The organism is Enterobacter cloacae complex sp. 418I7, assembly GCF_050030705.1.
GTDB classification, from domain to species: domain Bacteria; phylum Pseudomonadota; class Gammaproteobacteria; order Enterobacterales; family Enterobacteriaceae; genus Enterobacter; species Enterobacter intestinihominis.
Genome location: NZ_JBLGUU010000001.1, coordinates 201,661 through 221,161 on the forward strand (window position 1 = coordinate 201,661; position 19,501 = coordinate 221,161).

General features: G+C 56.1%; 20 protein-coding genes. 16 read left to right on the top strand and 4 right to left on the bottom strand.

Annotated features, from left to right (window positions below; genetic code table 11):
- The first annotated feature begins 37 nt into the window (after positions 1 to 37).
- Entirely contained in the window at positions 38 to 658 is a 621-nt protein-coding gene (gene rhtC, locus ACQG0S_RS01010) for a threonine export protein RhtC (protein WP_169440870.1), read from the top strand.
- On the opposite strand, the gene rhtB is transcribed toward rhtC, so the two are convergent.
- On the bottom strand, positions 655 to 1,275 hold the full coding sequence (rhtB, locus tag ACQG0S_RS01015; protein WP_006812363.1) for a homoserine/homoserine lactone efflux protein: 621 nt from the start codon (positions 1,273 to 1,275) through the stop codon (positions 655 to 657). The genes rhtC and rhtB overlap by 4 nt on opposite strands.
- 111 nt (positions 1,276 to 1,386) lie before the next feature.
- On the opposite strand from rhtB, the gene pldB reads away from it, so the two are divergent.
- The 3 genes from pldB to ACQG0S_RS01030 all read left to right on the top strand — a co-directional run bounded on the left by pldB (position 1,387) and on the right by ACQG0S_RS01030 (position 4,193).
- Positions 1,387 to 2,379 carry a lysophospholipase L2 gene (pldB, locus tag ACQG0S_RS01020; RefSeq protein ID WP_045621338.1) on the top strand — a complete coding sequence of 331 codons (993 nt, stop codon included), beginning with the start codon at positions 1,387 to 1,389 and terminating at the stop codon, positions 2,377 to 2,379.
- Positions 2,380 to 2,410: 31 nt separating this feature from the next.
- Positions 2,411 to 3,211: a sugar/pyridoxal phosphate phosphatase YigL gene (gene yigL, locus ACQG0S_RS01025; protein WP_023299050.1), complete on the top strand. Its 801-nt coding sequence runs from the start codon at positions 2,411 to 2,413 to the stop codon at positions 3,209 to 3,211.
- A gap of 82 nt (positions 3,212 to 3,293) precedes the next feature.
- Entirely contained in the window at positions 3,294 to 4,193 is a 900-nt protein-coding gene (locus tag ACQG0S_RS01030) for a carboxylate/amino acid/amine transporter (RefSeq protein ID WP_003860795.1), read from the top strand.
- Here ACQG0S_RS01030 and metR read toward each other — a convergent pair.
- Entirely contained in the window at positions 4,081 to 5,034 is a 954-nt protein-coding gene (metR, locus tag ACQG0S_RS01035) for an HTH-type transcriptional regulator MetR (RefSeq protein WP_015570000.1), read from the bottom strand. The two genes, ACQG0S_RS01030 and metR, sit on opposite strands and share 113 nt — an antisense overlap.
- Positions 5,035 to 5,149: 115 nt before the next feature.
- Here metR and metE point away from each other — a divergent pair, with 115 nt between their 5' ends.
- Positions 5,150 to 7,411 carry a 5-methyltetrahydropteroyltriglutamate--homocysteine S-methyltransferase gene (gene metE, locus ACQG0S_RS01040; RefSeq protein WP_048965846.1) on the top strand — a complete coding sequence of 754 codons (2,262 nt, stop codon included), beginning with the start codon at positions 5,150 to 5,152 and terminating at the stop codon, positions 7,409 to 7,411.
- A 47-nt stretch (positions 7,412 to 7,458) separates the two neighbouring features.
- Here metE and ACQG0S_RS01045 read toward each other — a convergent pair whose 3' ends face one another.
- Positions 7,459 to 8,265, bottom strand: coding sequence for a dienelactone hydrolase family protein (locus tag ACQG0S_RS01045; RefSeq protein WP_023299052.1), 807 nt, complete (start codon positions 8,263 to 8,265; stop codon positions 7,459 to 7,461).
- Between the two features lie 259 nt (positions 8,266 to 8,524).
- Here ACQG0S_RS01045 and udp point away from each other — a divergent pair, with 259 nt between their 5' ends.
- The 9 genes from udp (at position 8,525) to tatD (ending at position 16,435) form a co-directional block, all read left to right on the top strand.
- The gene (udp, locus tag ACQG0S_RS01050; protein ID WP_003860792.1) at positions 8,525 to 9,286 is read left to right on the top strand and encodes a uridine phosphorylase; all 762 of its coding nucleotides are present in this window, start codon (positions 8,525 to 8,527) and stop codon (positions 9,284 to 9,286) included.
- A gap of 139 nt (positions 9,287 to 9,425) precedes the next feature.
- Positions 9,426 to 10,883 (top strand): DNA recombination protein RmuC, encoded by a 1,458-nt coding sequence (gene rmuC / locus ACQG0S_RS01055; RefSeq protein WP_023299053.1) that lies wholly within the window; start codon positions 9,426 to 9,428, stop codon positions 10,881 to 10,883.
- A 66-nt stretch (positions 10,884 to 10,949) separates the two neighbouring features.
- Positions 10,950 to 11,705, top strand: a complete 756-nt coding sequence (gene ubiE / locus ACQG0S_RS01060; protein WP_022646673.1) for a bifunctional demethylmenaquinone methyltransferase/2-methoxy-6-polyprenyl-1,4-benzoquinol methylase UbiE — start codon at positions 10,950 to 10,952, stop codon at positions 11,703 to 11,705.
- A 13-nt stretch (positions 11,706 to 11,718) separates the two neighbouring features.
- Entirely contained in the window at positions 11,719 to 12,324 is a 606-nt protein-coding gene (gene ubiJ / locus ACQG0S_RS01065; protein WP_022646674.1) for a ubiquinone biosynthesis protein UbiJ, read from the top strand.
- On the top strand, positions 12,321 to 13,961 hold the full coding sequence (gene ubiB / locus ACQG0S_RS01070; protein WP_022646675.1) for a ubiquinone biosynthesis regulatory protein kinase UbiB: 1,641 nt from the start codon (positions 12,321 to 12,323) through the stop codon (positions 13,959 to 13,961). The genes ubiJ and ubiB overlap by 4 nt, the downstream gene beginning before the upstream one ends.
- A 76-nt stretch (positions 13,962 to 14,037) precedes the next feature.
- The gene (gene tatA, locus ACQG0S_RS01075) at positions 14,038 to 14,292 is read left to right on the top strand and encodes a Sec-independent protein translocase subunit TatA (RefSeq protein WP_022646676.1); all 255 of its coding nucleotides are present in this window, start codon (positions 14,038 to 14,040) and stop codon (positions 14,290 to 14,292) included.
- Between the two features lie 3 nt (positions 14,293 to 14,295).
- Positions 14,296 to 14,838 (top strand): Sec-independent protein translocase protein TatB, encoded by a 543-nt coding sequence (gene tatB / locus ACQG0S_RS01080; RefSeq protein WP_022646677.1) that lies wholly within the window; start codon positions 14,296 to 14,298, stop codon positions 14,836 to 14,838.
- A gap of 2 nt (positions 14,839 to 14,840) precedes the next feature.
- Entirely contained in the window at positions 14,841 to 15,611 is a 771-nt protein-coding gene (tatC, locus tag ACQG0S_RS01085) for a Sec-independent protein translocase subunit TatC (protein ID WP_022646678.1), read from the top strand.
- Between the two features lie 41 nt (positions 15,612 to 15,652).
- Complete coding sequence (gene tatD, locus ACQG0S_RS01090; RefSeq protein WP_048965848.1) at positions 15,653 to 16,435, top strand: 3'-5' ssDNA/RNA exonuclease TatD; 783 nt, start codon at positions 15,653 to 15,655, stop codon at positions 16,433 to 16,435.
- On the opposite strand, the gene rfaH is transcribed toward tatD, so the two are convergent.
- Positions 16,432 to 16,923, bottom strand: coding sequence for a transcription/translation regulatory transformer protein RfaH (rfaH, locus tag ACQG0S_RS01095; RefSeq protein WP_032626529.1), 492 nt, complete (start codon positions 16,921 to 16,923; stop codon positions 16,432 to 16,434). The genes tatD and rfaH overlap by 4 nt on opposite strands.
- Positions 16,924 to 17,095: 172 nt before the next feature.
- Between rfaH and ubiD the strand changes: the two genes are divergently transcribed.
- Together ubiD and fre are read left to right on the top strand one after the other, a co-directional pair.
- Positions 17,096 to 18,589, top strand: a complete 1,494-nt coding sequence (gene ubiD, locus ACQG0S_RS01100; protein ID WP_115438018.1) for a 4-hydroxy-3-polyprenylbenzoate decarboxylase — start codon at positions 17,096 to 17,098, stop codon at positions 18,587 to 18,589.
- Between the two features lie 39 nt (positions 18,590 to 18,628).
- Positions 18,629 to 19,330, top strand: coding sequence for an NAD(P)H-flavin reductase (gene fre, locus ACQG0S_RS01105; protein ID WP_003860778.1), 702 nt, complete (start codon positions 18,629 to 18,631; stop codon positions 19,328 to 19,330).
- Positions 19,331 to 19,501: the final 171 nt, after the last annotated feature.

Genomic DNA, 19,501 nt, shown 5'->3' on the forward strand with positions numbered 1-19,501 from the left:
ATGATGACTCACTACATTATTTCCCCGCGAGCTAATTATGTTAATGCTATTTCTCACCGTGGCGTTAGTGCACATCGTTGCGCTGATGAGCCCTGGCCCTGACTTCTTCTTCGTGTCACAAACGGCCGTCAGCCGCTCCCGCAAAGAGGCGATGATGGGTGTGCTCGGTATCACCATGGGCGTTATGGTCTGGGCGTCGGTTGCGCTGCTTGGTCTGAACCTGATCCTGGCGAAAATGGCGTGGCTGCATAACATCATCATGGTTGGCGGCGGTCTGTACCTGTGCTGGATGGGCTACCAGATGCTGCGCGGGGCGCTGAAGAAAGAAGAGAAAAAGCCGGAAGAGCCAAAGGTTGAGCTGGCAACGGGCGGCCGTAGCTTTGTGAAAGGGCTGCTGACTAACCTGGCGAACCCGAAAGCGATTATTTACTTCGGCTCTGTGTTCTCGCTGTTTGTGGGGGATAACGTCGGTGCGGGCGCGCGCTGGGGGATCTTCCTGCTAATCGTTGTTGAGACGTTCGCCTGGTTTACCGTTGTGGCAAGCCTGTTTGCTTTACCGGCGATGCGTCGCGGCTACCAGCGCATCGCGAAGTGGATCGACGGCTTTGCCGGCGCACTGTTCGCCGGCTTCGGCATTCATCTCATCATTTCTCGCTAAGCATGACGCGCTGACGCAAGCAGCGCGCCAACCAGCATAAACAGCGAACCAAAGACTTTGTTCAGGGCCTTCATCTGCTTAGGCCCTTTGATCCATGCCGCAATTCGCTGCGCCAGCGTCGCGTAACCAATCATCACAATGATATCGACAATAATGGTGGTCGCGCCCAGCACCACGTACTGCATCACCTGGGGCTGATGCGGCACGATAAACTGCGGGAACAGGGCGGCGAGGAACACAATGCTTTTCGGGTTGGTCAGGTTAACGAATACCGCGCGCTTAAACAGGTGGCCGCGTGTTTGCGTCCGGGAGAGCGTATGCAGATCAATCGAGCCTGCGGCGCGCCACTGCTGAATGCCCAGCCAGATAAGATACGCTGCGCCAGCCCATTTCAGCACTTCGAAGGCCAGCACCGAACGGGAGAACAGCGTGCCCAGACCAATCCCCACCAGCACAATGTGAATGCCAAGCCCTGTCTGTAAACCGGCAATTGACGCCGCCGCGCCGCGATAGCCGTGATTAATGGAGGTGGTCATGGTGTTGATTGCGCCCGAGCCAGGTGAAAGGCTGAGGATGATGGATGTCAGCAGGTAAGCGAACCACCACTCGAAGGTCATTTGAAACTCCCGGATCGTCTGTTTTTATGCCACAATACGCTATTGTTGAGTCATTTTGTGACCGGTGACGAAAAAAACGATATTCCCTGAATTACGGGGGGTGGAAACCCAATGTTTCAGCAGAAAAAGGACTGGGAAACACGAGAAAACGCATTTGCTGCTTTCTCCATGGGGCCGCTGACCGATTTCTGGCGCCAGCGTGAGGAAGATGAGTTTATGGGCGTCGGGGATATCCCGGTACGCTTCGTTCGTTTCCATGATGAAAAAAATGACCGGGTGATTGTGGTTTGCCCCGGGCGCATCGAAAGCTATATCAAATATGCCGAGCTGGCGTATGACCTGTTCCATCTGGGCTTTGATGTGTTAATTATCGACCATCGCGGGCAGGGGCTATCCGGCCGGATGCTGCCGGATACCCATCGCGGCCACGTGGATAACTTCAGCGATTACGTCGACGATCTGGCCGCGTTCTGGCAGCAGGAAGTGCAGCCCGGACCGTGGCGCAAGCGTTATATTCTTGCCCACTCCATGGGGGGCGCGATCTCGACGTTGTTTTTGCAGCGCCATAAGCACCAGTGCAACGCCATTGCGCTGACCGCGCCGATGTACGGCATTGTGATACGTTTTCCTGACTGGATGGTGCGCCATCTTCTCGACTGGGCTGAGGGCCATCAGCGCATTCGTGAAGGCTATGCCATCGGAACAGGACGCTGGCGGGCGTTGCCGTTTGCCATCAACGTGTTAACCCACAGTCGGCAGCGTTATCGCCGCAACCTGCGTTTTTATGCCGATGAACCGCGTCTGCGGGTCGGCGGCCCCACCTGGCACTGGGTGCGGGAAGGTATTCATGCCGGTGAGCAGGTGCTGGCGGGCGTAGGCGATGATGACACGCCGACGCTCCTGATCCAGGCGGAAGAAGAGCGTGTGGTGGATAACCGCATGCATGACCGCTATTGTGAACTTCGCGCCGCGGCGGGCCATCCCTGTGAAGGGGGTAAACCGCTGGTCATCAACGGTGCGTACCATGAGATCCTTTTTGAAAAGGACGCTATGCGCTCAGTCGCGCTCAACGCCATTGTTGAATTTTTCAACAGGCATAACTGATTATTGTTTTCCACCAGAGGTTGAAATCCCTATGTACCAGGTTGTTGCATCTGATTTAGATGGCACGCTGCTTTCCCCCGACCACACCCTGTCGCCTTATGCGAAAGAGACCTTAAAACTCCTGACTGCCCGTGGCGTGAACTTTGTGTTCGCCACCGGCCGCCACCACGTGGACGTGGGGCAGATCCGCGATAACCTGGAGATCAAGTCGTACATGATCACCTCCAACGGTGCGCGCGTACACGACACGGACGGCAACCTGATTTTTACCCACAATCTCGATCGCGACATCGCCACTGATTTGTTCGGCATTGTGCATAACAACCCGGATATCGTCACTAACGTTTATCGCGACGACGAGTGGTTTATGAACCGTCATCGCCCGGACGAAATGCGTTTCTTCAAGGAAGCCGTCTTCAACTACTCCCTGTATGAACCGGGTTTGCTGGATCCTGAAGGGATCAGCAAGGTGTTCTTTACCTGCGAAAGTCACGAAGCGCTGCTTCCGCTGGAGCAGGCGATCAACGCCCGCTGGGGAGACCGCGTGAACGTGAGCTTCTCCACGCTGACTTGTCTGGAAGTGATGGCGGGCGGGGTGTCCAAAGGTCACGCGCTGGAAGCGGTCGCGAAGCGTCTGGGCTTTGATCTGAAAGACTGCATCGCGTTCGGCGATGGCATGAACGATGCCGAGATGCTCTCCATGGCGGGCAAAGGCTGCATCATGCAGAACGCGCACCAGCGCCTGAAAGATCTGCACCCGGAGCTGGAAGTGATTGGCACCAACGCAGACAACGCGGTACCTAAGTATTTGCGCAAACTGTTCCTTGAATAATCTTCATTTGATTGTTTATTGTTCAGATGTCAACTAAAGAGTTCGCTACAATGCCTCTCCTTCTTTCTGAGAGACAAGCATTGTGGCGCTACTCATTATCACCACTATCCTGTGGGCCTTCTCCTTTAGCCTGATTGGCGAATACCTTGCCGGATCGGTCGACAGCTACTTTTCGGTGCTGATGCGTGTGGGGCTGGCGGCGCTGGTGTTCCTGCCGTTCCTGCGTACCCGCGGGCAATCGCTGAAAACCATTCTGCTGTACATGCTGGTAGGCGCGATGCAGCTCGGCATCATGTACCTGTTCAGCTTCCGGGCTTACGTCTACCTCTCCGTCTCGGAATTTCTGCTCTTTACCGTGCTCACGCCGCTCTATATCACGCTGATTTACGACCTGCTCAGCAGGCGCCGCCTGCGCTGGGGATATCTGCTGAGCGCGGCGCTGGCAGTCATTGGCGCGGCGATAATTCGCTATGACAAGGTGAGCGATCACTTCTGGACCGGGCTGATGTTCGTCCAGCTCGCCAATATCAGCTTCGCCATCGGGATGGTGGGTTATAAACGCCTGATGGAGACCCGCCCGATGCCGCAGCATAACGCGTTTGCGTGGTTCTATATGGGCGCGGCGATTGTCGCGATTGCGGCATGGTTTATGCTCGGCAACCCGCAAAAGCTGCCAACCACCCCCGTGCAGTGGAGCGTTCTGGTCTGGCTGGGCGTGGTGGCCTCGGGGCTAGGCTACTTTATGTGGAACTACGGCGCGACGCAGGTAGACGCCGGAACGCTGGGGATCATGAACAACGTGCACGTGCCGGCGGGGCTACTGGTGAACCTCGCCATCTGGCAGGAACAGCCGCACTGGCCGAGTTTTCTTATTGGGGGAACGGTGATCCTGGCTTCGCTGTGGGTACATCGCCGCTGGGTCGCTCCGCGCTCCGCACAAACGGAAGATGGTCGCACGCGTGGTTCCGCGCTGAGCGAATAAACGCTTCCGTAATCGGCTGACGCTGCTCGCCGTCGCGCACGGCGGCGTACAGCCGGCTCCACAGTCCTTCACCCAGGGTTTTGGTAACCACCAGACCCTGGCGTTCAACCGTCTCGACCACCCAGTGCGGCAGCGCCGCAATTCCCATTCTGGCCGCCACCATCTGAATTAACAGCAGCGTGTTATCCACGCTCTTCAGCTGTGGGCTGATGCCTGCGGGTTGCAGGAAATGGCGCCAGATATCCAGACGACTGCGCTGTACCGGGTAAATCAGCAGCGTCTCCGTTGCCAGATCTTCCGGCGTGATGCGCGTTTTGGCGGCCAGCGGATGGTCCGGGGCCAGCACCAGACGTACCTCAAAATCAAACATTGGCGAATAGTGCAGACCGCTGCGCGGCAGAATATCTGAGGTCATCACCAGATCCAGCTCACCCTGCTGAAGCGACGGCTGCGGATCAAACGTGACGCCGGACTTGAAGTCCATTTCCACCTGCGGCCACTTCTGGCGGAAATTCTCAAGCGCGGGGGTCAGCCACTGTATACAGCTGTGACACTCAATGGCGATGCGCAGGGTGGTCTGCTGCGGCTCGTTGCAGGACTGCAACGCGCTGGCAATCTGCGGCAGCACCTGGTTCGCCAGCTGAAGCAAAATTTCGCCCTGCGGCGTAAAGCGCAAAGGCTGGCTCTTACGCACAAAAAGACGAAAGCCGAGGCGTTGTTCCAGATCGCTGAACTGGTGAGAAAGGGCAGACTGAGTCTGGTGCAGCGTGGCCGCTGCCGCCGCAAGAGAACCGCAGTTCCGCAACGCTTGTAGCGTTTTCAGGTGTTTTATCTCGATCATGAAAGTCCTTCACTTCGCCATGAACATTTTGCGCTTGAGGAATATACAGTACCTGCCAATTATAGATGTGTAAACATCTGGACGTCTAAATAACGAATTTCACAAGGGGCATACCATGACAATCCGCACTCATACTCTCGGTTTCCCTCGCGTTGGCCTGCGTCGCGAGCTAAAAAAAGCGCAAGAAAGCTACTGGGCAGGTAACGCCACCCGTGAAGAACTGCTGGCGGTGGGACGTGAGCTGCGCGCGCGTCACTGGGATCAGCAAAAACAGGCGGGCATTGACCTGCTGCCGGTGGGCGATTTCGCCTGGTACGACCATGTTCTGACCACCAGCCTGCTGCTTGGCAACGTGCCGGCTCGTCATCAGAACAAAGATGGATCGGTGGATATCGATACCCTGTTCCGCATCGGCCGTGGCCGCGCGCCAACGGGTGAGCCAGCGGCAGCGGCGGAAATGACCAAGTGGTTCAACACCAACTATCACTATATGGTGCCGGAGTTCGTTAAAGGCCAGCAGTTCAAACTGACCTGGACCCAACTTCTGGATGAAGTGGACGAAGCGCTGGCGCTGGGTCACCAGGTGAAACCCGTGCTGCTGGGGCCGATAACCTACCTGTGGCTGGGCAAAGTGAAAGGCGAACAGTTCGACCGCCTCAGCCTGCTGAACGACATTCTGCCGGTTTATAAGCAGGTGCTGATTGAGCTGGGCAAACGCGGCATTCAGTGGGTGCAAATCGATGAACCGGCGCTGGTGCTTGAGCTGCCGCAGGCGTGGCTGGACGCCTTCAAACCGGCGTATAACGCGCTCACCGGGCAGGTGAAGCTGCTGCTGACCACCTACTTCGAAGGCGTCACGCCGAACCTGAAAACCATTACCGCGCTGCCGGTTCAGGGTCTGCACGTTGACCTCGTTCACGGCAAAGACGATGTAGCAGAGTTGCACAAGCGTCTGCCAGTGGACTGGCTGCTCTCTGCCGGTCTGGTGAATGGTCGTAACGTCTGGCGTGCCGATCTCACCGAGAAATATGCACAAATTAAAGACATAGTCGGTAAACGTGAATTGTGGGTGGCCTCTTCCTGTTCCCTGCTGCATAGCCCGATTGACCTGAGCGTGGAGACCCGACTCGACCCTGAGGTGAAAAGCTGGTTTGCCTTCGCCCTGCAAAAGTGTGAGGAGCTGGCTCTGCTGCGCGACGCGTTGAACAGCGGCGACACGGCAGCGATTAGCGACTGGAGCGCTCCGATCCAGGCGCGCCGTCACTCGACGCGCGTTCATAACCCGGCAGTGGAAAAACGTCTGGCGGCCATCACCACCCGGGACAGCCAGCGCCAGAGCCCGTATGAAGTGCGCGCCGAAGCCCAGCGTGCGCGCTTTAACCTGCCCGCGTGGCCGACCACGACAATCGGCTCCTTCCCGCAGACTACCGAGATCCGCAGCCTGCGCCTGGACTTCAAAAAGGGCAATCTGGATGCGAATCACTACCGCACCGGTATTGCGGAACACATCAAACAGGCGATTATCGAGCAGGAACGTTTAGGTCTGGACGTGCTGGTGCACGGTGAAGCCGAGCGTAACGACATGGTGGAATACTTCGGTGAGCACCTGGACGGGTTTGTCTTTACCCAGAACGGTTGGGTGCAGAGCTACGGCTCCCGCTGCGTGAAGCCGCCGGTGGTAATCGGCGACGTCAGCCGCCCGGAAGCGATTACCGTGGAGTGGGCGAAGTATGCCCAGTCTCTGACCGACAAACCGGTAAAAGGCATGCTGACGGGTCCGGTGACCATTCTCTGCTGGTCGTTCCCGCGTGAAGACGTAACCCGGGAAACCATCGCCAAACAGATCGCCCTGGCGCTGCGCGATGAAGTTACGGATCTGGAAGCGGCCGGGATTGGCATCATTCAGATCGACGAACCTGCGCTGCGTGAAGGTTTGCCGCTGCGTCGCAGCGACTGGGATGCTTACTTACAGTGGGGCGTGGAGGCGTTCCGCCTCAACGCGGCTGTCGCGAAGGACGATACGCAGATCCACACCCACATGTGTTACTGCGAATTTAACGACATCATGGACTCCATTGCCGCGCTCGACGCCGATGTGATCACCATCGAGACCTCGCGTTCAGACATGGAACTGCTGGAGTCGTTCGAAGAGTTCGACTACCCGAACGAAATCGGACCGGGCGTGTACGACATTCACTCCCCGAATGTGCCAAGCGTGGAGTGGATTGAATCGCTGCTGCAAAAAGCGGCCCAGCGCATCCCGGCGGAACGTCTGTGGGTAAACCCGGACTGCGGCCTGAAAACCCGTGGCTGGCCTGAAACCCGCGCGGCGCTGGCGAACATGGTGCAGGCGGCGCAGAATTTGCGTCAGGCTTGATGAAATGTAGGCCCGGTCAGGCGTAGCCGCCACCGGGCTTTTTGCTTTTACGCTTTTTTCCCGCCGTACTGGCTAAACCATGTCAGCATCCGCTGCCAGCCATCTTTCGCCGATTCCGCATGATAGCTCGGACGATAATCGGCATTAAAGGCGTGCCCGGCTTCCGGATACACCACAATTTCCGCCTTCGCGTTTGCTGCGCGCAACGCATGGCGCATGGTCTCGACCGTATCAAGCGGGATCCCGGTATCCTGACCGCCATAGAGCCCCAACACAGGCGCATTTAAATCCGTCGCAATATCAACAGGTTGCTTCGGTGAATTCAGCGTTTTTTCACCCACCAGCTTGCCGTACCAGGCCACGGCCGCTTTTAGCTGCGGGTTATGCGCGGCGTACAACCAGCTAATGCGTCCGCCCCAACAGAAGCCAGTCACCATCAGACGATGCGCATCGCCACCGTTGCGCGCTGCCCAGCTGGCAACGTGGTCGAGATCGGCCAGCACCTGCGCGTCCGGCACTTTGCTGACCAGGTTGCTGAACAGCGTCGGGATGTCGCTGTAATCATTCGGATCGCCCTGACGGAAATAGAGTTCCGGCGCAACGGCCAGGTAACCCTCCAGCGCCAGACGGCGGCAGAGGTCGCGAATATGTTCATGAACGCCAAATATTTCCTGCACCACGATCACGATGGGCAGCGGGCCATCGGCGGATTTTGGCCGCGCGTGGTACGCTGGCATGTTCTCTCCCTGGGAGGGAATGGAGGTCTCGCCTGCGGTAATGGCCTCTTCAGGGGTTGAGACGATGGTTGAAGCATGCGGGGCCGCAGCAGGTGCAAAACCGGTTTTTTCAGTCATGGCATTCTCCGTACCAATGAATGGATTAGCGCAAAGATAAATATAGACACCAGGTTAACAACCCACAGTGCCTTATAGCGTCTATCTTTTGTGCAGCACCCGGCGATATAACTTGTTAATGTGATGTGAATCACCATTTTATGGAAATTAACTGCAATCATTTTCATTCATGGTGAGGTGTGTCACGAAATAATGCACATTGCTTCTGTAAAGTACCGTTTTACTTCTTCTGACAAACCGACCCACAGAGGAGTCACCTATGTCTAAGTCTGATGTTTTTCATCTCGGCCTCACTAAAAACGATTTACAAGGGGCTACGCTTGCTATCGTCCCTGGCGATCCTGAGCGTGTGGAAAAGATCGCCGCGCTGATGGATAAGCCGGTTAAGCTGGCAGCGCATCGCGAATTCACCACCTGGCGCGCAGAGCTGGACGGTAAAGCGGTGATCGTGTGCTCTACCGGTATCGGTGGCCCGTCTACCTCTATCGCCGTTGAAGAGCTGGCACAGCTGGGCATTCGTACTTTCCTGCGCATTGGCACCACAGGCGCCATTCAGCCGCACATCAACGTGGGCGACGTGCTGGTTACCACCGCATCCGTGCGTCTGGACGGGGCAAGCCTGCACTTTGCACCGATGGAATTCCCGGCAGTGGCTGATTTCGAATGCACCACCGCGCTGGTTGAAGCCGCGAAGTCCGTGGGCGCCACCACCCACGTGGGCGTCACTGCATCTTCCGATACCTTCTACCCGGGCCAGGAGCGTTACGACACCTTCTCTGGTCGCGTGGTGAGCCGTTTCAAAGGCTCCATGGAAGAGTGGCAGTCGATGGGCGTCATGAACTACGAAATGGAATCTGCGACGCTGCTGACCATGTGCGCAAGCCAGGGTCTGCGTGCCGGTATGGTGGCGGGCGTTATCGTCAACCGTACCCAGCAGGAGATCCCGAACGCTGAAACCATGAAGCAGACTGAAAGCCATGCGGTGAAAATCGTGGTTGAAGCGGCGCGCCGTCTGATCTAATTCTCTCTTCAGTGCTAAAAGGCCGACATGCTCGGCCTTTTTTTTTTGCGTAACGCCTCGCAGGAAAACCCTTTCAAACTGGACGTTCATACAGCACAATTCTATTTTGTGCGGGTTACACGTGGATGCAGGGGGCATTGTGGATATCTCAATCCTGGTTTATGCGGTAGTTGCGCTGGTGAGCGTGGGGATTGGCTGGCTCATTTGCGGCTACCAACATGCTCAGCAGAAAGCCGATCAGCTGGCAGAGCGCGAAGAGATCGTCGCCGAACTCAGCGCGACGAAACAACAGCTTGCGCTGTGTGACCACTGGCGCGATGAGTGTGAACTGCTTAATAACGAACTGCGCAATCTGCGCGACATTAACACCTCGCTGGAGGCCGATCTCCGGGAAGTGACCACCCGCCTTGAATCCACCCAACTGCACGCCGAAGACAAAATCCGTCAGATGATCAACAGCGAGCAGCGTCTTAGCGAGCAGTTTGAGAACCTCGCGAACCGCATTTTTGAGCACAGCAATCGCCGCGTGGATGAGCAGAACCGCCAGAGCCTGAACAGCCTTCTGACGCCGCTGCGTGAACAGCTGGACGGCTTTCGCCGTCAGGTGCAGGACAGCTTTGGTCAGGAGGCTCGCGAGCGCCACACGCTGGCGCATGAGATCCGTAATCTCCAGCAGCTGAATGCGCAGATGGCTCAGGAGGCGGTTAACCTGACGCGCGCACTGAAAGGTGATAACAAAGCGCAGGGAAACTGGGGCGAAGTGGTCATGACGCGCGTGCTGGAGGCCTCTGGCCTGCGTGAAGGATACGAATACGAAACGCAGGTCAGCATTGAAAACGATGCGCGCTCGCGGATGCAGCCGGATGTCATTGTTCGTCTGCCGCAGGGCAAAGATGTGGTTATCGACGCCAAAATGACGCTGGTGGCCTATGAGCGCTACTTCAACGCGGAAGATGACTATACCCGCGAAACAGCGTTGCAGGAGCATATCGCCTCCGTGCGTAACCATATCCGTCTGCTGGGCAGAAAAGATTATCAACAATTGCCGGGGCTGCGATCGCTGGATTATGTGCTGATGTTCATTCCGGTTGAGCCTGCCTTCCTGCTGGCGCTCGACAGACAGCCCGAACTGATCACCGAAGCGCTGAAAAATAACATTATGCTGGTCAGCCCCACCACGCTGCTGGTGGCGTTACGTACCATTGCCAACCTGTGGCGTTATGAGCACCAAAGCCGTAACGCGCAGCAGATTGCCGATCGCGCCAGCAAGCTGTACGACAAAATGCGGCTGTTTGTGGACGATATGTCCTCGGTGGGGCAAAGCCTGGATCGCGCGCAGGATAACTACCGCCAGGCGATGAAAAAACTCTCCTCCGGGCGCGGCAATTTGCTGGCGCAGGCGGAGGCGTTTCGCAGTCTGGGGGTGGAAGTTAAACGCGAGATTAATCCGGAACTGGTGGAGCAGGCTACGGCTCAGGACGAGGAGTTTCGTTTGCGTGAAGGCGATGGTGAGCAAAATAGCCGCAATGAAGACAATGGGTTAGCGGCGAGTTTATCCCCCGAAGCGCAGTCGGCGCGTTTCTTTCACGGTGGTTGAAACGTAGGGCAAATGCGCCCAATCTGTTACACTTCACGAACATTTGACTGATTAGCAGGCTCTGAGATGGTTGACGATTCACAAGACACAACGCACTTTGGCTTTCAGACTGTCGCCAAAGCGCAGAAAGCTGACATGGTGGCCCACGTATTTCATTCCGTGGCGGCGAAGTACGATGTGATGAATGATTTGATGTCATTTGGCATTCATCGCTTGTGGAAGCGCTTCACTATTGATTGCAGCGGCGTGCGCCGTGGACAAAAGGTACTGGATTTAGCCGGCGGCACAGGGGATCTGACCGCTAAATTCTCCCGTCTGGTTGGCGAAACCGGTCGCGTGGTGCTGGCAGATATCAACGACTCCATGCTGAAAATGGGACGCGAAAAGCTGCGTAACATCGGCGTGGTAGGCAACGTTGAATATGTTCAGGCCAACGCCGAAGCGCTGCCGTTCCCGGACAATACGTTCGACTGCATTACCATCTCCTTCGGCCTGCGTAACGTGACCGATAAAGATAAAGCGCTGCGCTCTATGTACCGCGTGCTGAAGCCGGGCGGCCGACTGCTGGTTCTCGAGTTTTCTAAACCAATTATCGACCCGCTGAGCAAAGCTTACGATGCCTATTCCTTCCACGTTCTGCCGCGCATCGGCGAGCTGGTGGCAAACGATGCAGAAAGTTACCGTTATCTGGCCGAATCCATCCGAATGCACCCGGATCAGGACACGCTGAAAGCGATGATGCAGGATGCGGAGTTTGAAAACGTGGAATACTTCAATATGACGGCGGGTGTCGTCGCGCTGCATCGTGGTTACAAGTTCTGAGTGGAGGTTTCCCGTGCCCATTAAACCCTTAGTCACCGCAGGCATCGAGAATGTACTGAATGCCTTTCTGTATCGCGCCCCGGCGCTGAAAACCGCACGTCAGCGGCTTAACGGAAAGGTGCTGCGTATCGTTTTAAAAGAGTTCTCGACGCCGCTTGTGCTGGTCTTCAGCGAACGCCAGCTTGACGTTCTGGGGGAGTGGGAAGGCGAGGCTGACTGCTCGGTGATTACGCACATGAGCGTATTGCCAAAACTGCGTGACCGTCAGCAGATGACGGCGCTTATTCGCAGCGGTGAGCTGGAGGTCGAGGGCGATATTCAGGTGGTACAGAACTTCGTTGCACTCAGCGATCAGGCTGAATTTGACCCCGCGGAACTGCTGGCGCCCTATATCGGCGACATCGCGGCTGAAGGGATAAGCAAAACGCTGCGCACGGGTTCCACTTTCCTGCGTAAAGGCCTGCTCCGTCAACAGCGCTATGCTGCCGAGGTGCTGACCGAAGAGTGGCGTATGGCGCCTGGGCCTTTAGAAGTCGCCTGGTTTGCAGAAGAGACCGCGGCAGTTGAGCGCGCAGTTGATGCGTTAACCAAACGGCTTGAAAAACTGGAGGGCAAATGACGCCTGGTGAAATTCGGCGCCTCTATTTTATCGTTCGCACCTTTTTGAGCTACGGGCTCGACGAGCTTATCCCCAGAATGCGTATCACCCTGCCGCTTCGGCTTTGGCGTCGCACGCTGTTCTGGATGCCGAATCGCCATAAGGATCAGGAGCTCGGCGCACGCCTGCGTCTTGCGTTGCAGGAGCTGGGACCGGTCTGGATCAAGTTTGGGCAGATGCTCTCAACGCGTCGCGACCTTTTCCCGCCGCAGATTGCCGATCAGCTCGCGCTATTGCAGGACCGCGTCGCTCCGTTTGACGGAGAGAGAGCGAAGAAACAAATCGAAGAAGCGATGGGCAATATCCCCATCGAGACCTGGTTTGATGATTTCGACATTCAGCCTCTGGCCTCTGCCTCTATTGCGCAGGTTCACACCGCGCGCCTGAAGGAGAATGGCAAAGAGGTGGTCATTAAGGTGATTCGCCCGGATATCCTGCCGGTTATCAGAGCGGACATGAAGCTGATCTATCGCCTGGCTCGCTGGGTGCCGCGTCTGTTGCCGGATGGCCGCCGTCTGCGTCCGCTGGAAGTGGTACGGGAATACGAAAAAACGCTCATCGATGAACTTAACCTGCTGCGTGAATCGGCGAACGCCATTCAGCTGCGTCGAAACTTTGAAGACAGCCCGATGCTGTATGTTCCTGAAGTCTATTCTGACTATTGCAGTCAGAACATGATGGTGATGGAACGTATCTACGGCATCCCGGTCTCGGACGTGGTAGCGCTGGAAAAACAGGGCACCAACATGAAGCTGCTTGCCGAGCGCGGCGTGCAGGTCTTCTTTACTCAGGTTTTCCGCGACAGCTTCTTCCATGCTGATATGCATCCCGGCAACATTTTCGTCAGCTATGAGCACCCGGAAGATCCGAAATACATCGGCATCGACTGCGGTATTGTCGGCTCGCTGAATAAAGAGGATAAGCGTTATCTCGCCGAGAACTTTATCGCTTTCTTCAATCGCGACTACCGTAAGGTGGCCGAACTGCACGTGGATTCAGGATGGGTTCCGCCAGATACCAACGTGGAAGAGTTTGAATTTGCGATCCGTACCGTCTGTGAGCCAATTTTTGAAAAGCCGCTCTCAGAGATCTCTTTCGGGCATGTTCTGCTCAACCTGTTCAACACCGCACGCCGTTTTAATATGGAAGTGCAGCCACAATTAGTTTTACTTCAGAAAACATTACTTTACGTTGAGGGCGTAGGCCGCCAGCTCTATCCTCAGTTAGACTTGTGGAAAACCGCGAAACCGTTCCTCGAATCCTGGATTAAGGATCAGGTCGGTATTCCAGCCCTGGTTCGCTCGCTTAAAGAGAAAGGCCCGTTCTGGATTGAAAAAATGCCAGAAATTCCTGAACTGGTTTACGACAGTTTGCGTCAGAGCAAGAACCTTCAGCACAGCATGGATAAAATCGCGCACGAGCTTCAATCCAGTCGCGTGCGTCAGGGGCAGTCCCGCTATCTCTTCGGAATTGGCGCGACGCTGCTGATAAGCGGCACGTTGCTGTTGATCAATCGTCCGGACTGGGAAATGATGCCAGCCTGGATTATGGCTGCCGGTGTGGTTGTCTGGCTTGCTGGCTGGCAAAAAACACGCTGAATTAGCGTCGCTATCGAGGGATTGCATACGTATAATGCGATCTGACTAATTAATCATCTATCACTGGGGAACACGCATGGGTGGTATCAGTATCTGGCAGTTAGTGATCATTGCCGTCATCGTTGTGCTGCTGTTCGGCACGAAAAAACTCGGATCAATTGGTTCCGACCTGGGCGCGTCAATCAAAGGCTTCAAGAAAGCCATGAGCGATGATGAGAATAAGCAGGAAAAAAGCGGTCAGGACGCTGATTTTACCGCTAAATCTATCGCCGATAAGCAGGACGAAGCCAAAAAGGAAGAGGCCAAACGTCACGATAAAGAGCAGGTGTAATTCGTGTTCGACATTGGTTTTGGTGAGTTACTGCTGGTCTTTGTGATTGGTTTGATTGTGCTGGGGCCGCAGCGTTTACCCGTTGCGGTAAAAACTGTCGTGGGCTGGGTGCGTGCGCTCCGTTCGCTGGCAACGACCGTGCAGAACGAGCTGGCGCAGGAACTGAAGCTTCAGGAATTTCAGGACAGCCTGAAAAAGGTTGAAAAGGCGAGCATGGATAACCTGACGCCGGAGTTGAAAGCATCCATGGATGAGTTGCGCGAAGCGGCTGAATCCATGAAGCGCTCATACAGCGTTAACGATCCTGAGAAGGCGAGCGATGAAGCAAACACCATCCATAATCCGGTGGTGAAGGGCAGCGAAGAGCAGCGCGAGGGTGTGACGCCTTCCAGCGCGGAGCATCAGGCTGCTTCGCCAGAGCAATCGCCGCAGGAGCCCGAAGTGAAAAAGCAGGTGCCGCCGGAAGAGCCCGTGGTCAAAACGGCTGAGGTAAAACCCGCCGCGCCCGTTTCCGAATCATCCCCCTCGTCGAGTGATAAAGCGTAAACATGGCAGTAGATGATACTCAACCGCTGATTACGCACCTCATTGAGCTGCGTAAGCGTCTGTTAAACTGCATTATTGCGGTTTTCCTCATTTTTTTATGTCTGGTCTATTTTGCCAACGATATCTATCAGGTGGTTTCCGCACCGCTGATTAAGCAGATGCCGCTGGGCGCAACGATGATTGCAACGGACGTTGCCTCGCCGTTCTTTACCCCGATCAAGCTGACCTTCTGGGTGTCGTTGATTGCCTCTGCGCCGGTCATTTTGTATCAGGTCTGGGCATTTGTGGCACCCGCGCTGTACAGGCATGAACGCAAGCTAGTTATTCCGCTGCTGGTGTCCAGTTCGCTGCTGTTTTATATCGGTATGGCGTTCGCCTACTTCGTTGTCTTCCCGCTGGCCTTCGGCTTCCTGACGCATACCGCGCCGGAAGGGGTACAGGTGTCGACGGACATCGCCAGCTACCTCAGCTTCGTGATGGCGCTGTTTATGGCCTTTGGTGTCGCCTTCGAGGTGCCCGTCGCGATTGTCCTGCTCTGCTGGGTGGGGGTGACCACGCCTGACGATCTGCGTAAGAAGCGCCCGTACATCCTGGTAGGGGCATTTGTCGTAGGTATGCTGTTAACGCCACCGGACGTCTTCTCGCAAACCTTACTGGCGATACCCATGTACTGCCTGTTTGAAGTCGGCGTATTCTTCGCTCGTTTCTACGTTGGAAAGGGGCGTACCCGGGACGAAGAAGACGAGCCGTCTGAAGAGACCACTAAAGAATAAAACCAACCGCCCGTCAGGGCGGTTGTCATATGGGGATACGTATGTTTGATATCGGGCTTAACCTGACCAACGCCCAGTTTGCGAAAGACCGCGATGAGGTGGTGGCGCGCGCCTTTGCCGCCGGCGTGAACGGGCTGTTACTGACGGGAACAAATCTGCATGAGAGTGAGCAGGCACGGCAGCTGGCGCAACGCTATCAACACTGCTGGTCCACCGCAGGCGTGCATCCTCATGACAGCAGCCAGTGGACGCATGAAAGCGCTGAGGCGCTTCATCGTCTGGCGGCTACGCCAGAAGTGGTTGCCATTGGCGAATGCGGGCTTGATTTCAACCGTAACTTCTCGACGCCTGAAGAGCAGGAGAAGGCATTTACCGCCCAGCTCGCGCTGGCTGCAGAGCTGGGGATGCCGGTGTTTATGCACTGTCGCGATGCGCATGAACGTTTTCTGGCGCTACTGGACCCCTGGCTGGAGAAACTGCCAGGCGCGGTGTTGCACTGCTTTACGGGCTCCCGTCAGGAAGCGCTGGATTGCCTGAACCGCGGGCTTTACTTGGGTATCACGGGCTGGGTGTGCGATGAGCGTCGTGGGCTGGAGCTGCGCGAGCTGTTATCCGTAATCCCGGCCGAGCGTTTGTTGCTGGAAACGGATGCGCCGTATCTGTTGCCCCGGGATATGCAGCCCAAACCGGCATCACGACGTAACGAACCGGCTTATCTGGGACACATTGCTGAGCGAGTGGCGTACTGGCGCGGGGAAGATGCGCAGTGGCTGGCAGCCCAAACCGATGACAACGTGCGTCGTCTGTTCGGCGTGCAGTTCTAAACTTTGCGGAAATCGGTGTTTTTAACGCTCTGCAACACCTCTTTGTTCAGCAGGTTGAGCAGCAGCATAGAACGCGCTTCACCGTCTGGTTCAGCGAAGATGGCCTGTAACCCTTCAAAAGCGCCTTCGGTGATCACCACGCTGTCCCCGGCATAAGGGGTTTCCGGATCGGTAATATCTTCAGGCTGCTGGTAGACAGAGAGCTGATGAATAACCGATGACGGTACTCTTGCCGGATGGGCGCCAAAACGCACAAAATGGCTGACGCCGCGCGTGGCGCTGATCGTCGTGGTGTGGATTACTTCGGGGTCGAACTCAACGAACAGATAGTTCGGGAACAGAGGCTCACTGACGGTCGTGCGTTTTCCACGCTGCATTTTTTCAAGCGTGATCACGGGCGTCAGGCAGTTAACAGACTGACGTTCAAGATGTTCCTGTGCGCGCTGAAGTTGCCCGCGTTTGCAATACAGTAAATACCAGGCCTGCATAATCACTCTTCCCATTGTTCGGGGCGCAAGCATACCAAAACCCTGGCGGGATCGCTAAGGTGATTATAATGGCGAAAAAGAGAGTAAGTCGTGGAAGTTCACGCTAATTTAACAAAATTACAGCATCACGCGGTCTTACGCCGTATAATGAAGCGCTTACAGAGAGGCCATGATTAACTGCATGAAATACCACGATCTACGCGACTTCCTGGCGCTGCTGGAAAAGCAGGGCGAACTCAAACGCATTACGCTTCCTGTTGATCCGTATCTGGAAATGACAGAAATCGCTGACCGCACCCTGCGCGCGGGCGGCCCGGCGTTGCTGTTTGAAAACCCAAAAGGCTACGCTATGCCTGTACTGTGCAACCTGTTTGGCACACCTCGCCGCGTGGCGATGGGCATGGGGCAGGAAGATGTCACGGCGCTGCGTGAAGTGGGCAAACTGCTGGCCTTTCTGAAAGAGCCGGAGCCGCCAAAAGGGTTCCGCGACCTGTTCGACAAGCTGCCGCAGTTTAAGCAGGTGTTGAATATGCCCACCAAACGCCTGCGCGGCGCGCCATGCCAGCAAAAAGTGCTGGAAGGCGATGCGGTTGATCTGACCAAAATTCCCATCATGCAGTGCTGGCCTGAAGATGCCGCACCGCTGATTACCTGGGGCCTCACCGTGACGCGTGGGCCGCATAAAGAGCGTCAAAACCTCGGCATTTATCGCCAGCAGCTGATTGGCAAGAACAAGCTCATCATGCGCTGGTTGTCCCACCGCGGTGGCGCGCTGGATTTCCAGGAGTGGTGCGCGGCCCATCCGGGCGAACGCTTCCCGGTTTCCGTCGCGCTGGGTGCCGATCCGGCAACCATTCTGGGCGCGGTGACGCCTGTTCCTGATACGCTGTCGGAATATGCCTTTGCAGGGCTGCTGCGCGGCACCAAAACCGAAGTGGTGAAGTGCATCTCCAATGACCTGGAAGTGCCAGCCAGCGCAGAGATCGTGCTGGAAGGTTACATTGAACAGGGCGAGCTGGCACCCGAAGGACCGTACGGCGACCACACCGGCTATTACAACGAAGTGGATAACTTCCCGGTATTCACCGTCACGCACATTACCCAGCGTGAAGATGCCATCTATCACTCTACCTACACCGGCCGTCCACCGGATGAACCGGCGGTACTTGGCGTGGCGCTGAACGAAGTGTTCGTGCCGATCCTGCAAAAGCAGTTCCCGGAAATCGTTGATTTTTATCTGCCGCCGGAAGGGTGTTCGTATCGCCTGGCGGTGGTGACGATGAAGAAGCAGTATGCCGGTCACGCTAAGCGCGTGATGATGGGCGTATGGTCTTTCCTGCGCCAGTTTATGTATACCAAGTTTGTGGTTGTCTGCGATGATGACGTCAATGCCCGCGACTGGAATGACGTCATCTGGGCCATCACCACGCGTATGGATCCGGCGCGTGATACGGTGTTAGTGGAAAACACGCCGATTGATTATCTGGACTTTGCCTCGCCGGTTTCCGGCCTTGGTTCAAAAATGGGACTGGATGCCACGAACAAATGGCCTGGCGAAACCGACCGTGAATGGGGTCGCCCGATCGAAAAAGATCCTGCCGTGACCGCGCGAATTGACGCGATCTGGGACGAGCTGGCCATAATGAATAACGGTAAGGCAGAATAAGACCGTTTAGCCCTATAGACTTCCCGACAGAGAGAGCGAATGACAACCTTAAGCTGTAAAGTGACGTCGGTAGATGCTATTACCGACACCGTATATCGCGTCCGTTTGGTTCCTGAAGCGGCATTCTCATTCCGTGCCGGTCAGTACCTGATGGTCGTGATGGACGAGCGTGATAAGCGTCCTTTCTCTATGGCCTCAACGCCAGCAGAGAAGGAATTTATTGAGCTGCATATTGGTGCGTCTGAGCTTAACCTGTACGCGATGGCCGTGATGGATCGCATCCTGAAAGAGCGTGAAATCGTGGTCGATATTCCTCACGGCGAGGCCTGGCTGCGTGAAGACGAAGACCGTCCGCTGATCCTGATTGCCGGTGGTACAGGCTTCTCCTATGTCCGCTCTATTCTGTTGACGGCGCTGGCGCGTAATCCAAATCGCGATATCACCATCTACTGGGGCGGCCGTGAAGAGAAGCACCTTTACGATCTGTCTGAGCTGGAAGCGCTGAGCGTCAATCATCCAAACCTGCGCATCGAGCCGGTCGTCGAGCAGCCGGAAGAGGGCTGGCGCGGGCGCAGCGGCACGGTGCTGACTGCGGTATTGCAGGATCACGGAACGCTGGCCGGGCACGATATCTACATTGCCGGTCGCTTTGAAATGGCGAAAATTGCCCGCGACCTGTTCTGCAACGAGCGTGACGCGCGGGAAGATCGTCTGTTTGGCGATGCGTTTGCGTTTATCTGATTGTGAGACCCGCTTCGGCGGGTTTTTTACGCTCGGGCAATAGCGCTGGTGAAAATTTAACCTTGAAATGGGCGGCGCATTGCCGTTATTCTTGTTCCCGTTAAATTTCGCCCTCAGGAGCGCCCCCAAAAATGAACAAACACGACTGATGAATTTCGATCCTTGCTCAAC